Raw genomic sequence first — 14,306 nt, 5'->3', positions numbered from 1 at the left:
AAACTGAAACAAGTTCAGTTTGACAAATAAATTGCTTTTTAGACCCCCTCCTTACTTCTTGGAATATCTATTTCCCTAACAGCAGCACTTCATTAGCAACGATATCGGTTACATAGCGTTTTTCTCCATTTTTATCCTCGTAAGTGCGGTGAGTTAATTTGCCTTCAATAGCAATTTCTTTTCCTTTGGTTACGTATTTCTCTATAATTTCAGCCGTTTTACCCCAAGCCGTAACGCGATGCCATTCGGTTTGCTCTACTTTGTCTCCGTTGTCTTTGTAATAGACATCATTCGTTGCGATTGTGATAGTGGCTACTTTTTTTCCACCTTCTAGGTTTTTAACTTCAGGATCTTGACCTACTCTTCCGATTAATTGTACTCTGTTTTTCATGGCGTATAAATTTAAATGGTTAAATAAATGTGTTAACTGATTTGTTTCAATCAACAGTGCAAAGATGAGATGAGTTCCAAAAATTATTCGGTTACTAACTATTTACTTTCGTTTGTAACTATTTGTAAGCATTTGTAAATGGAAAATATTTTATATATTTGATTGATTTTGAATCTATTTATTACGCATTATATAATTATTTAAGGTCAAAAAATCCCAATCTTATGAATAAAAATTGTTTAGAATGCGGCGATACAATTGTTGGCCGTGAGGACAAAAAGTTTTGCAGCGATGGCTGTCGGAATGCATACAACAACAAAATAAACAAAGACAGTAACAATTTTATGCGCAACGTCAACAACAAGTTGCGTAAAAATTATCGCATTTTGTGTGAATTGAATACCGAAGGAAAATCCAAAACTACCCGAACTAAATTATTGAGTAAAGGATTTGATTTTGACTATTTCACCAATATTTTGCAAACGAAAACAGGAAATACCTACTATTTCTTGTACGACCAAGGATATATGCTCTTAGAAAATGATTATTACATGCTTGTCAAAAAAGATATTTAATACCACACCCAAATCTGCCACCTCCAATGAAAAAAAATTATTCAACCCTTTACAGTTCGCTTTTTCTGCTAGCGATTCTTACGTTAGCCTTTCTTACTATGATGCCACAATGGACATCGGATGAAGAAGAACCTCTAACCGAATTCTCCACCCAAAGAGCATTCAAACAAGTGAGAGCTATTTCGCGTCAACCTCATTTTGTAGGTTCTAAAAACCACGAAGAGGTCGCACAATATTTACTAAAAGAATTAGAAAAATTAGGATTAGAGACCTCAGTTCAAGAAGGCTATGCGTTGAGTGATTGGGGGAATTTGGTGAAATCCAAGAATCTTTTGGCAAGAATCAAAGGAACCGATAGTTCCAAAGCATTATTACTTTTATCGCACTACGATAGTGCGCCACATTCTTATTCATTGGGCGCCAGCGATGCAGGTTCGGGAGTAGCTACCATTTTAGAAAGTGTCCGAACATTTTTATACAACAAAACCGCACACAAAAATGATATTATCATTCTCTTCACTGATGCCGAAGAATTGGGTTTGAATGGCGCAGCGCTCTTTGTTACACAGCACCAATGGGCAAAAGAAGTGGGGGTAGTTTTGAACTTTGAAGCGCGCGGCTCATCCGGTCCTAGTTATATGTTGATGGAAACCAATGGTGGCAATGCCGGATTAGTACACGAATTTGCTGCCGCAAAAGTGCCGCTTCCCGCTTCCAATTCCTTGATGTATAGTATTTATAAAATGCTACCCAACGATACCGACTTGACTGTCTTTAGAGAACAAGGCAATATCCAAGGTTATAATTTTGCATTCATCGACGATCACTACAATTACCACACAGCACAAGACGATAGCAAACACCTCAACAAAAAAACATTAGAACATCAAGGCACGTATTTAATGCCTTTATTGCATTATTTTGCTAATGCCAATTTTGATGCTACAGTTTCCAAAGAAGACTACGCTTATTTTACCCTACCGTTTACTTTCATCAGTTATCCATTTAGTTGGATTGTACCAATGGTATTGATTGCTTTAGTACTTTTTGTGTTCCTGGTTTTTGTAGGAGTTGGAAAGCGCATTTTATCGTTCAAAGAAATTGGCAAAGGTGGTATTCCGTTTTTGGGTGCTACACTTACTAGCGGATTGTTGGCTTATTTTGGATGGAAGTTCTTGCTGAATTACTATCCGCAATACAACGATTTACTCAATGGATTTACCTATAACGGTCATTCTTATATTGCAGGATTTGTAGCTTTAACTTTAGCCATTTGTTTTATTTTTTACCATTTTTTCTCCGAGAAAAAAACCACAATGAATCATTTTGTGGCGCCTCTTTTCCTTTGGATATTGATCAATTGCGGATTGGCTTTTGCTTTAAAAGGAGCTGGGTTTTTAATTATTCCGGTGTTTTTTGGTTTGATTGCCTTTGGATTTTTTATCCTTACGCAAAAATCAAATACCCTACTCAATTTAATTTGCAGTATTCCTACACTTTTAATTATTGCACCATTCATTCAAATGTTCCCTATCGGGCTAGGACTTAAAGTACTTTTTGGAAGTGCTATTTTGACTGCTTTGACCTTTGGATTGTTGTTGCCGGTTTTTGGAGCTTACACCAAAAAAGGAGCGTGGTCATTATTGTTTTTGGCGATTGCCGGAATCTTTTTTGCAAAAGCACACGTACAATCGGGTTATGAATTAGGCAAAGCCAAATCCAATAGTTTGCTCTACATCTATAATGCCGACACCCAAAAAGCCAATTGGGTGACCTATGACACCAATTTAGACCCGTGGACTAAAAACTATTTGGGGAACCATCCTCAAACTGCTGATTTTATGAAAGACACCCCGTTGTTTAGCAAATACAATTCAGGTTTTACCTACGCTGCAGAGGCGCCTAAAAAAGAATTAGCTCAACCCACCATCGAGTTTTTAAAAGATCAAATAGTAGGTAACCAACGCCAATTAAAAATTAAAATTACGCCCAATCGCAACGTGAATCGTTATGATATTTTTGCTTCCGAAGAAATGATTCTTTCTAATTTCAAGGCAAATGGCGTTCAAGCTATTGGACAAAAAGGCGCTAAATACGATCGTAAAAGAGGTAAAAAAATCTTGAGTTATTATGTGGTGAATAATGAACCGTTAGAAATGGAATTCATTATGAACAAGGCAACTCCATTTGATATGGAATTATTAGAAAGTTCATTTGACTTGATGCGTAATGCCTTGTTTCCAATGATTAAAAGGCAAAATTGGATGATACCAACTCCATTTGTTTTGAATGACGCAGTTGTGATTCAGAAAAAAATTATTCCAAAACCAGTGATACAACCTGTAATAAAAAAAGCTGTAGCCGTTCCTGTAGTTCAAGACAGTCTGACCGAACCAAAACCTGAGATAGAAATCGAAACTCCTAAAGTACCTTAAGAGGTAAAAATATGACACAAATTAGTATTTTAGGCTGTGGTTGGCTAGGTTTTCCTTTGGCGAAAGCCTTAGTTCAAAACGGATTTTTGGTAAAAGGTTCGACGACCTCAAAAGAGAAAGTATTTATTTTAAAATCGGCCGGAATTGAGCCTTTTATAGTACAATTAGAGGAAGAAAAAATCAGTGAATCTGTTACTGATTTTTTGGCTAATAGCCAAATTTTAATTGTGAACATTCCGCCTAAATTAAGAGGCAATTCAACTGAAAATTTTGTTTCTAAAATTGAAAATTTACTTCCTTTTATTGAAAAATCAACGGTTGAAAAAGTACTTTTTGTGAGTTCGACATCGGTCTATGGTGATGATAATGATCTAGTTACCGAAGACACTCCTTTAAACCCTGACACAGAAGGTGGGCGCCAACTGGTAATTGTAGAAAGTCTTTTGCAAAAAAACACCCTTTTTGAAACAACTATCTTGCGTTTTGGAGGTTTGATTGGCGAAGATAGAAATCCAGTTCGGTTTTTATCAGGACGAGAAAATATTGAAAACCCAGACGCACCCATTAACTTAATTCATCAAGACGATTGTATTGCCATTATTGAAAAAATTATAGCCTTGAATTCTTGGAACAAAACCTTTAATGCTGTAGCGCCTTATCACCCAAGTAGAAAAGAATATTATACTCAAAAAGCAACCGATTTGAATTTGGCTTTGCCTAAATTTGCTGCTTCAAATACCATTGTAGGCAAAACGATTTTGAATGACAAACTCATTAAACTCCTACAATATTCCTTTATAAAACCAACGTTATAACGTGAGAACCCGAATAAAAAATGCTTTTCTAAACCAAATCAAAACTATTGGTTTGCCCATTTTAGCTCTTTGTTGGGTTAGTTTTTTTTGGGGAACTACTTGGATTGCTTCCAAAGAAGGTGTGAAACACATGCCTGCTTTGCAACTCGCTGCTATCCGACAATTTATCGGTGGATTTCTTTACATCGCTTTCTTTTTATGGAAGAAAACCCCTTGGCCGAAAGGCAAACAATGGAAATTTATCTTGATTTTGAGTGGGCTTAATTTTGTTTTGAGTAATGGGCTTAGCACTTGGGGTGTAAAATATATTAGTAGCGGATTAGGAGCAATCATTGGGGCTTTGGTCCCGTTATGGGTCGTGATTATTAGTTTTTTTAGAGGCGAACGCTTGTCAAAATTATCTATAATTGGTCTAATCGTAGGCTTTTCTGGAATTTGTGTGGTTTTTTACGACCATTTGAGTGATTTTCTACTTCCTGATTTTCGATTTGGAATTTTGATTTCTATTATAGCCACTTTAACATGGGCTTTTGGCACCTTATATACTAAGAAAAAAGCAACGAGTTTTAATCCCTATTTTGGATTAGGATTGCAAATGTTTATTTCGAGTATTTTGCTTTTTGCTTTTACGGGAGCTACAGGAACTTCTGTAAGTTTGTCTGCAATTCCAGCCGCTTCCTGGTGGGCCATTGGTTACTTGGTAGTGTTTGGGTCGGTCTTGACCTTCATTGCCTTCATTTATGCTTTGCAACGGCTTCCATCGGAAATTAGTAGTATTTATGCCTATGTTAACCCAATCGTAGCGGTTTTACTAGGAACTATTATTTTTAATGAATCATTAAATCCTCCTATTGTAATCGGCGGAAGCATAACTTTAATTGGTTTGTATATGGTCAACCAATCCATGAGAAAAAATAGAGCATAACAAGTGAGGAAGTAGTTTTCTAATTCTAAAAAAAATGAGTGAAGAATACATCAAGCGAGTGAATACAATATTGACTTATATTGACAACAATTTAAGTGGCGATTTATCTTTAGAAACTATTGCTAAACTAAGCTTTTATTCTCCTTTTCACTTTCACCGCCTTTTTAAGTCAATAACTAATGAAACTTTGAATGGATATGTGACTCGCAAAAGAATTGAAAAAGCAGCTTCATTACTGATGCATCAGAAAGACATAAGCATTGCAGAGCTTGTTTTACAATTTGGATTTAGTAGTAATGCTACATTTACAAGAGCCTTCAAGAAATATTACAAACAAAGTCCAAGCGATTTTAGAAAGTCTCATTTCAATTCATTTAGCAAGATTAGCAAAACGAATAGCAAGAAAGGAAAAGAAAATAGCGCTTTAGATGAATACATTTGTACCCTTACTAACCTAAAAAAATGGATACAAATGAATGCTACAATTGAAATTAAAGAACTCCCTAAAATGGAGTGGGCTTTTATCACTCATATTGGAGTGGAAGGATTGGATGCTGCTTATGGAAAATTACTCCAATGGGCTATTCCTAAAGGTCTTGTGGGGAATGATTTAAAAATGGGACGTATTTATCACGATAGTTTTAAGATAACAGAACCTGATAAAGTACGAATGAGCGCTTGTCTTTTACTCCAATCGCCAATTGAAGTGACTGGTGAAATTGGTTTGACATTTACCCAAAAGGGAAAATACATCGTAGGCCATTTTGAGATAGCACCTCATGATTTCGGGAAGTCTTGGCAATCCCTATTTATTTGGATGAATGAAAATGGATATAAAAAAGTTGACCAAAATCCATTTGAAATAATCCACAATAATTTCAATGAGCATCCGGAGAAAAAATGCATTGTGGACTTGTGTATTCCTATTGAATAAAAACAAAAAAACCGATTAGTACTAATCGGTTTTTTTGTTTTTTATAATTCAAGATTACCAAATTTTAACTCGCTTTTCAGGAGCAAGATACATTCCGTCAGTAGGCTGAATGTTGAAGGCTTCATAAAAGGTATCTACATTTTGTAAAGGCACGTAAGCGCGGTACATTCCTGGAGAATGCGGATCTGTTTTAACTTGGCTTTTCAAGGCTTCGTCTCTCATTTTTGAACGCCAGATTGTAGCCCACGAAATAAAGAAGCGTTGTTCTGGAGTGTATCCATCGATTAATCCTGGATTTCCATTGGCTTTCAAATACAATTGCAACCCATCATACGCTGCATTTACTCCTCCTAAATCACCTATGTTTTCTCCTAAAGTAAATTTACCATCTACAAAAGTTCCAGGCAAGGGTTGTAATGCACTATATTGTGCTGCCAAAGCTCCAGTTAGAGCTGTAAATTGTTTCAAATCGTCTGCTGTCCACCAATCTACTAAATTACCATCAGCATTGTATCTTGCACCTGAATCGTCAAATCCATGAGAAATCTCGTGCCCGATTACAGCTCCAATTCCACCATAATTAACGGCTTCATCTGCTTGGTAATTGTAAAATGGCGGTTGCAAAATCGCTGCTGGGAATACAATTTCGTTATACGAAGGATTGTAATACGCATTTACTGTTTGTGGAGACATTCCCCATTTTTCTTTATCAACCGGTTTTTTCAATTCCGCTAAATTTTCATTGAACGACCATTGCGAAAGGTTTTTTACGTTTTCAAAGTACGTTCCTCCCTCAGCTGGTGCTTTGATTACTAGTGCAGAATAATCTTCCCATTTGTCTGGATAACCAATTTTGATTCTTGATTTTTGCAATTTAGCAATCGCACTTTTCTTGGTCTCTTGAGACATCCAAACCAAATTATTAATTCTATTCTCAAAAGCTAAAAATACATTTTTAATCATTTTCTCTGCTTTAGCCTTTGCTTCAGCTGGGAATTTTTTCTCTACATACAATTTACCCAAGGCTTCCCCAATAGCACCATTAATAACCTGAAGTGCACGCTCTTCAAGAGGTCTTTGTTTTACAGCTCCTGTTAAGGTTTTTCCATAAAATTCCCAATTTGCTCTTTCTAATTGGGTTGATAATTGACTTGCTGACTTATTTAAAAGTGTCCAACGCATATATGCTTTCCAATCTTCTACTTTATTTTCTTTTAGAATACCTTCTAAAGCAGTTAAGTATTTTGGCTGAGACACAATTAATGAATCGGTTTTAGGCAATCCTATTTGTGTTAAATACCCATCCCAATTAATTGAAGGTGTTAGTTTTTGCAAATCTTTAACCGTCATTGGATTATATGATTTTCTTCGGTCTCTTCGTTCCACTCTATCAAATCGTGGTTTTGACATTGCGGTTTCAAGAGCTAGAATCTTTTCTGCCTGAGACTGTGCTTCGGCTGGTTTTTCACCAATCATTTGCAACATCTTAGCCACATGAAGTACATACTTAGCTCGTTTTTCTTTCGAATCAGCATCTTCTGAAACATAGTAATCTCTGTCAGGCAATCCTAAACTACCTGGACCCACATTGATAACATTTCTATTACTGTTTTTAGCATCAACTCCAATACCAACACCAAAAAACCCAAGACCCCCTACAGGAGCCATTTTAGTTAACAAAGCTTGTAGATCGGCCGTGTTTTTTACCGCATTAATTTTCGCCAAGTAGGGTTTTAATGGAGCATATCCATTCTTATTCCTACTAACAGTATCCATTATAGATTTGTACAGGTTAATCGCTTTACCTTGGTCTGTATACGATTTGTAAACCGGGTTTTTAGACGCCTCCTTTAATATAGCTAATGCATCTTCATCGGTTTTCTGACGTAATTCATCAAAACTACCCCAACGTGTTTTATCATTAGGAATTTGAGTATTGTCTAACCAAGTTCCATTGACAAAACGGAAAAAATCAGTGCTTGGTTTCACTTTTTGATCCATGAAATTTACATTAATTCCTGGTTGTTTCGTGGTTTGAGCTTGGCTCCCAACTACAGCAAACAATACAGAAATTACAAATAAAACGGCACTCTTAACTGTTTTTTTCATTTGTATTAATTTTTAAGTGAAAGAACAAATCTATTGAATAAAATGTTACAAACATTCCTTTTTTGCACTATTTTTTAACAATTTACAGTTATAGAATCCCGCTTCAAATTTTGTACTTTTGCTTCAAATCGACTAGATGAAAGCATTTTTATACAGATATAGAATTTTCTTTGGCGTACTAATTGTATTTTCAATTGTTACTATTTCTTTGTTTTATTCGGCTTTAAAGCCTAAAAAAACCTTACCCATCTACAACCCTGCTGATGTGAATCCAGAGTTGGTGGATAGTGCGGTACAATATGTGAGTAAATACCATACGATTGCTGATTTTTCTTTTGTGAACCAAAATGGAAAAACCATTACTCAAAAGGATTATGAAGGTAAAATTTATGTTGCCGATTTCTTTTTCACCACCTGCGGTTCGATTTGTCCAAAAATGACCACTAATTTAGAGGAAGTACAAAAAGCGATTATCAACAATCCTAAAGTCATGTTGCTTTCTCACACCGTTTTCCCTGAAACGGATAGTGTTCCTGTTTTAAAACAATATGCTATAAATCATCATGTCAACGACAGCAAATGGAATCTTGTGACAGGTGATAAAAAAGCTATTTATTCTATGGCTAGAAAATCCTATTTAGCTGTTAAACTAGGCAAACCGTCAGAGCTATATGATATGGTACACACCGAAAATTTTGTACTGGTAGACCAAAAAAGACGTGTTCGTGGATTCTACGACGGAACAAATAAAGAAGACGTTCAGCGCCTGATCGAAGACATTGCTTTTTTGTCAGAACAATAAAACTTCTTTTCAATTGATTTTTTAGTATAAAAATGATAATTATCATTTGGTTTACTATTAAAATCTGTACTTTTGTAATCTTAATTCAATCTAAATAAGATTTGCAAACCACATTAAATACTCTCAAAAAAGGCGAAAAAGCAACCATCAAAGAATTTGATGTAGATGCTGTTCCATTGAAATTATTAGAAATGGGTTGTTTGCCAGGAAATGTGGTTGAATTGCTCCAAATAGCCCCTTTTGGCGACCCCTTGTATTTGAATATCAACGGTTCGCATGTAGCCATTCGAGTGGAAACAGCCAAAGAAATCGAAGTAGATGTAATTGAAAACAACTAATGCTAAGCAGTCACAACATCAATGTAGCACTAATTGGAAATCCTAACGTAGGGAAAACTTCGGTATTTAACCAACTCACAGGATTGAACCAACAAGTGGGAAATTATCCCGGCATTACGGTGGAGAAGAAAATCGGTTTTTGTAGATTACCTAATAATTACAAAGCCAACATTCTTGATTTGCCTGGTACCTACAGTTTGAATGCGAGTTCCATTGATGAAAATGTGGTGATTGAGTTGTTGTTGAACAAAAACGACAAATTGTACCCAGACGTTGCTTTGGTGGTGACCGATGTCGAAAATTTAAAGCGAAATCTACTCCTTTTTACCCAAATAAAAGACTTAGAAATCCCAACCATTCTAGTCATCAATATGGCTGACAGAATGAAACACAAGGGGATTTCTCTTGATGTTCCTTTTCTAGAAGAAAAACTAAAAACAAAAATAGCTTTAATTAGCTCCAGAAAAGGTACTGGAATTGAAGAGCTAAAACAACTCATCGTCAGCTACAAATCGATTCCGAAAGAACCGTGTTTGAACGCTTCTATAATAGACGAAGAATATTTTGAGTCATTACGCAAAACATTCCCGAATCAATTATTATATAAACTATGGTTGGTAATTACTCAGGACGTTAACTTCTTGAATTTGGATCGAAACGAAATTCGTAATTCGTATACCAAATCCCATTCTGACCTAAAACGATTACAACAAAAAGAAACCATAAAACGCTATCAGTTCATCAATGATGTGCTGAAAGAAGGATTAAAAATTGACACCAGTATTGCCAAAGATTTTCGTTCTGTTTTGGACCGAGTGTTAACACACAAAGTTTGGGGTTATGCGATTTTCTTTTTTATACTTTTCGGGATTTTTCAATCCATTTTTGAATGGTCTAAAATTCCGATGGATTTTATTGACTCTTCATTTGCCTCTTTGAGTGCTTTGGCTAGCGAAAAATTACCTGCTGGGGTATTGACTAATTTAATTGCGCAAGGTATCATCCCAGGCATTGGAGGCATCCTAATTTTTATTCCGCAAATTGCCTTCCTTTTTATGTTCATTTCTATTTTAGAAGAAAGTGGGTACATGAGTCGGGTGGTGTTTTTGATGGATAAAATTATGCGGAAATTTGGCTTGTCAGGTAAAAGTATTGTCCCGCTAATTTCGGGCACAGCTTGTGCCATTCCTGCAATTATGGCGACTCGAAATATTGAAAACTGGAAAGAACGACTCATCACTATCTTAGTAACCCCATTCACTACCTGTTCGGCTAGGCTACCTGTTTACGCCATTATTATTGCTTTAGTTATCCCTGAAAAACGCGTTTTTGGAATCGTTAATATGCAAGGTTTGACTTTAATGCTATTGTATCTTTTGGGCTTTGGAATGGCTATATTTTCGGCCTACATTTTGAATAAAATTTTAAAAATAAAAGGCAAAACCTACTTTATTGTAGAAATGCCTAATTACAAATTACCGATGTTCAAAAATGTAGCCATCAATGTAATTGAGAAAACAAAAGCATTCATTTTTGGAGCAGGAAAAATTATCCTTGCTATTTCTATCGTGTTATGGTTTTTAGCCTCTTATGGTCCAGGTGAAAAATTTAAAAATGCAGAAAAGATTGTAATCGAGAAAAACCAAGCCAAGCCACTCAGTACTTCTGAATTACGAAATGCCATCGCTTCGCAAAAATTAGAAAATTCCTATATCGGATTGATGGGTAAAACCATTGAGCCTGTAATTTCACCTTTGGGTTACGATTGGAAAATTGGCGTAGCGATTATTAGTTCATTTGCGGCAAGAGAAGTATTTGTAGGAACACTCGCGACCATTTATAGTGTAGGCGACAGCAACAACGATACAACCATTAGAAATAAAATGCAGGCAGAAATCCATCCTGAAACAGGCCAAAAGATATTCAATTTTGCCTCAGGAATTTCGCTACTATTGTTCTATGCTTTTGCCATGCAATGCGCCAGTACCATTGCCATTACTAAAAAAGAAACCAACTCTTGGAAATGGCCTTTAGGGCAATTACTATTCATGAGTAGCTTAGCCTATCTAGTAGCTTTGATTGCTTTTCAGATTCTAAATTAACAGGATATGATTCAAGAAATTTTAGCCTTTGGAATACTCCTATTTGCCCTTACTTTTTTAATTCGAAAGTATTTTTGGAAGAAAAAATCAGACAAAAATTGTGGTAATGGCGATTGCGGTTGTAATTAACCTAAAGCAACGTCCAACATCATCATCACAATAAATCCTCCAATAAACCCTAAAGTAGCTATATCAGTATTTTTATCCTGTTGTGTTTCTGGGATTACCTCTTCTACTACTACAAAAATCATAGCTCCCGCAGCGAATGCCAAAGCATACGGCAACAACGGCGTAAAAAAAGTAACTGCAATTGCTCCTAAAACTCCTGCAACTGGCTCTACCAATGCTGACGCCTGACCATACATAAAACTTTTTCTTCTACTCATTCCCATCCGGCGTAACGGCATTGAAACAGCAATTCCTTCAGGAAAATTTTGAATTCCGATACCAATAGCTAAAGTCAATGCTCCTGCAATTGATGCCTCTGGGATTCCAGCTGCTACCCCCCCAAATAAAACTCCTACTGCTAAGCCTTCGGGTATATTATGCAAGGTAATAGCTAATACTAATAATGTGGTTCTTTGCCAAGGTGATTTAACTCCTTCTGTTTCCTGAAAATTAATATGTAGATGAGGCAAAATTTTATCTAACCCAAAAATAAATAATGCCCCTAAGAAAAAACCTAATGAAGCGGGTACTACTTTAAGAAACCCTTCTCCTTCACTCATATCAATAGCTGGTGCTAATAAACTCCAAAAACTAGCTGCTACCATAACTCCTCCCGTAAAACCAAGCATACCGTCTAAAACCATTCTATTCATAGTTTTAAAAAAGAAAACGAACGAAGCTCCTAAAGCAGTTAGAAACCAAGTAAAAAGAGTAGCATACAAAGCCGCCAAAACAGGGTCAATACTCTCGAAGTAATTTATAACCGTTTGAATCATAATTATTTTTTTTACAAAACTACTATATTTATCATTTTTTCAATTATAATACTCCTATTTTTGACATTTGTAATTCTATATTATTTAGTAAATTGTAATGAAGCAATACGACTACATTTTTACAGGTGCGGGCCTATCCGCTTTGATGACAGTATATAAAATGGTCGTGTCAGGAAAATTTCAAAACAAACGCATTTTGCTTTTGGATGAAAATGCCAAACAAACCAACGACCGAACTTGGTGTTTTTGGACAAGAGAAGCAACACTTTGGGATTCGGCTGTTTCTAAAAAATGGGATTCGGCTTTATTTGCTAATGTTCATTTTCAAAGGAAATTAGAGTTACATCCTTACCAATACAATAAAATTCAGGGATTGGATTTTTACAATCAAGTGTTCGAATTGATTGCAACGGGAAAAAATATTGATTTTGTCCAAGAAAAAGTACTCGAAATTGAAGAATCAGAAAGCATAGTTTTGGTGAAAACCGAAACCCAAAGTTTTTCGTGTAGCCAACTTTTTAATTCGATTTACAACCCTTCTCTGGTAATCAATCAGTCTAAATACCCCTTGTTGCAACAGCATTTTGTGGGTTGGTTTATCCAAACCGAAGTACCTGTTTTCAATCCGGAACAAGCTACTTTTATGGATTTTTCGGTAGCGCAAAAAGGCAACACTCGATTTATGTACGTTTTGCCCACTTCAGAAACTGAAGCCTTGTTGGAATATACTTTGTTTTCAAAAGACTTGCTTTCAAAAAAAGAATATGAAACCGAAATCGAAAGTTACATTCAAAAATTAGGTATTCAAAACTATCAAATTGTCGAAAAAGAAGCTGGAACCATTCCCATGACCTGCTATCCTTTTTGGAAACACAACACTCAAAATGTAATCAATATTGGTACTGCAGGAGGTTGGACCAAAGCGAGTACGGGTTTTACCTTCAAAAATGCAGACAAAAAATCAACTGAATTAGTTTCATTTTTAGAAGCTCAAACCAATTTTAGGAAGTTTCATAAAAAGAGTAAATTCTGGTGGTACGATTTACTGCTCTTAGACATTTTGGATCAAAAAAATGAAACGGGATCTGCTATTTTTTCTGCCCTTTTCAAAAAAGGGAATCCGCCACTTATCTTCAAATTTTTAGATGACGAAACTTCGTTTTGGGAAGATTTGCAAGTCATTTGGAAATGCCCAAAAGGACTTTTTATTGAGGCTTTGCTAAAAAGGCTATTTCATTTTTAATTTAGGCTATATAACGATAACAAATCTTTATGATTAGAATCATTCTAAAGACACAATTTCTATTTATCTTTGCCTAAGATTTTTTTAAATCTAACATCGTATATCATAAATCTAATATAATAATTATGTATCCAGAAGAAATGGTAAGACCAATGAAAGCGGAATTAGTTGACGCTGGTTTTCAAGATTTACATACTGCTGAGGCTGTAGAAAACGCCATCAAAGCAGCAGGAACCACTTTAGTAGTAGTGAATTCTGTTTGTGGTTGTGCTGCAAGAAACGCACGTCCAGGAGCAAAAATGAGTTTAGAAGGCGCCAAAAAACCCGATCATTTAGTAACGGTTTTTGCAGGTGTGGACAAAGAAGCCGTTGATGCTGCACGTCAACACATGTTCCCTTTCCCTCCTTCTTCGCCAAGTATGGCTTTGTTCAAAGACGGTGAATTGGTTCACATGTTAGAGCGTCACCATATTGAAGGTCGTCCAGCCGAATTAATTGCTGAAAACTTACAAGACGCTTACGCTGAATTTTGTTAGACTAGCCACAAAGAAAAATATTTACCGCAGATTCACAGATTTTTAATACCAATCTGTGAATCTGCGGTTTATTTTTTAGTCATAATTTGCATTTCTATTATAATTCTTTGTAGGCTTTGTGGTGAAATACTACCTTTGCAACCGAGTTCTTCCATTT

At 35.8% G+C, this 14,306-nt stretch carries 14 protein-coding genes; 11 read left to right on the top strand and 3 right to left on the bottom strand.

The annotated features are described in order from the left end of the window. Positions 1 to 67 precede the first annotated feature (67 nt). On the bottom strand, positions 68 to 391 hold the full coding sequence (locus MG292_RS03490) for a single-stranded DNA-binding protein (protein WP_264534083.1): 324 nt from the start codon (positions 389 to 391) through the stop codon (positions 68 to 70). Positions 392 to 615: 224 nt separating this feature from the next. On the opposite strand from MG292_RS03490, the gene MG292_RS03485 reads away from it, so the two are divergent. The 5 genes from MG292_RS03485 to MG292_RS03465 are packed head-to-tail and all read left to right on the top strand — an operon-like array spanning position 616 to position 6,075. Beyond that, positions 616 to 966 (top strand): hypothetical protein, encoded by a 351-nt coding sequence (locus MG292_RS03485; protein WP_264534084.1) that lies wholly within the window; start codon positions 616 to 618, stop codon positions 964 to 966. A gap of 26 nt (positions 967 to 992) precedes the next feature. Further along, positions 993 to 3,401 (top strand): M28 family peptidase, encoded by a 2,409-nt coding sequence (locus MG292_RS03480; RefSeq protein ID WP_319799841.1) that lies wholly within the window; start codon positions 993 to 995, stop codon positions 3,399 to 3,401. A gap of 11 nt (positions 3,402 to 3,412) precedes the next feature. Continuing rightward, on the top strand, positions 3,413 to 4,216 hold the full coding sequence (locus MG292_RS03475) for an SDR family oxidoreductase (protein ID WP_264534085.1): 804 nt from the start codon (positions 3,413 to 3,415) through the stop codon (positions 4,214 to 4,216). 1 nt (position 4,217) lies between these two features. Then, positions 4,218 to 5,141, top strand: coding sequence for a DMT family transporter (locus MG292_RS03470; RefSeq protein ID WP_264534086.1), 924 nt, complete (start codon positions 4,218 to 4,220; stop codon positions 5,139 to 5,141). 34 nt (positions 5,142 to 5,175) lie between these two features. Further along, positions 5,176 to 6,075: an AraC family transcriptional regulator gene (locus MG292_RS03465; protein ID WP_264534087.1), complete on the top strand. Its 900-nt coding sequence runs from the start codon at positions 5,176 to 5,178 to the stop codon at positions 6,073 to 6,075. A 54-nt stretch (positions 6,076 to 6,129) separates the two neighbouring features. On the opposite strand, the gene MG292_RS03460 is transcribed toward MG292_RS03465, so the two are convergent. Beyond that, positions 6,130 to 8,184: a M13 family metallopeptidase gene (locus tag MG292_RS03460; RefSeq protein ID WP_264534088.1), complete on the bottom strand. Its 2,055-nt coding sequence runs from the start codon at positions 8,182 to 8,184 to the stop codon at positions 6,130 to 6,132. Between the two features lie 136 nt (positions 8,185 to 8,320). On the opposite strand from MG292_RS03460, the gene MG292_RS03455 reads away from it, so the two are divergent. The 4 genes from MG292_RS03455 to MG292_RS03440 all read left to right on the top strand — a co-directional run bounded on the left by MG292_RS03455 (position 8,321) and on the right by MG292_RS03440 (position 11,555). Continuing rightward, complete coding sequence (locus MG292_RS03455; RefSeq protein ID WP_264534089.1) at positions 8,321 to 8,986, top strand: SCO family protein; 666 nt, start codon at positions 8,321 to 8,323, stop codon at positions 8,984 to 8,986. Between the two features lie 101 nt (positions 8,987 to 9,087). Further along, on the top strand, positions 9,088 to 9,324 hold the full coding sequence (locus MG292_RS03450; RefSeq protein ID WP_264534090.1) for a FeoA family protein: 237 nt from the start codon (positions 9,088 to 9,090) through the stop codon (positions 9,322 to 9,324). After that, entirely contained in the window at positions 9,324 to 11,426 is a 2,103-nt protein-coding gene (gene feoB, locus MG292_RS03445; protein ID WP_264534091.1) for a ferrous iron transport protein B, read from the top strand. The genes MG292_RS03450 and feoB overlap by 1 nt, the downstream gene beginning before the upstream one ends. Positions 11,427 to 11,432: 6 nt before the next feature. Continuing rightward, positions 11,433 to 11,555: a FeoB-associated Cys-rich membrane protein gene (locus tag MG292_RS03440; protein WP_264534092.1), complete on the top strand. Its 123-nt coding sequence runs from the start codon at positions 11,433 to 11,435 to the stop codon at positions 11,553 to 11,555. On the opposite strand, the gene MG292_RS03435 is transcribed toward MG292_RS03440, so the two are convergent. Next, positions 11,552 to 12,370 carry a ZIP family metal transporter gene (locus MG292_RS03435; RefSeq protein WP_264534093.1) on the bottom strand — a complete coding sequence of 273 codons (819 nt, stop codon included), beginning with the start codon at positions 12,368 to 12,370 and terminating at the stop codon, positions 11,552 to 11,554. The two genes, MG292_RS03440 and MG292_RS03435, sit on opposite strands and share 4 nt — an antisense overlap. A 97-nt stretch (positions 12,371 to 12,467) precedes the next feature. On the opposite strand from MG292_RS03435, the gene MG292_RS03430 reads away from it, so the two are divergent. Beyond that, positions 12,468 to 13,613 carry a lycopene cyclase family protein gene (locus MG292_RS03430; RefSeq protein ID WP_264534094.1) on the top strand — a complete coding sequence of 382 codons (1,146 nt, stop codon included), beginning with the start codon at positions 12,468 to 12,470 and terminating at the stop codon, positions 13,611 to 13,613. A gap of 125 nt (positions 13,614 to 13,738) precedes the next feature. Beyond that, positions 13,739 to 14,149, top strand: a complete 411-nt coding sequence (locus tag MG292_RS03425) for a BrxA/BrxB family bacilliredoxin (protein ID WP_264534095.1) — start codon at positions 13,739 to 13,741, stop codon at positions 14,147 to 14,149. The last annotated feature ends 157 nt before the right edge of the window (positions 14,150 to 14,306 follow it).

It is taken from the genome of Flavobacterium keumense, assembly GCF_029866485.1.
Taxonomy (GTDB): Bacteria; Bacteroidota; Bacteroidia; order Flavobacteriales; family Flavobacteriaceae; genus Flavobacterium; species Flavobacterium keumense.
The sequence above is the reverse complement of the archived record's forward strand: the minus strand, read 5'-3'. Positions and strand labels throughout refer to the sequence as shown.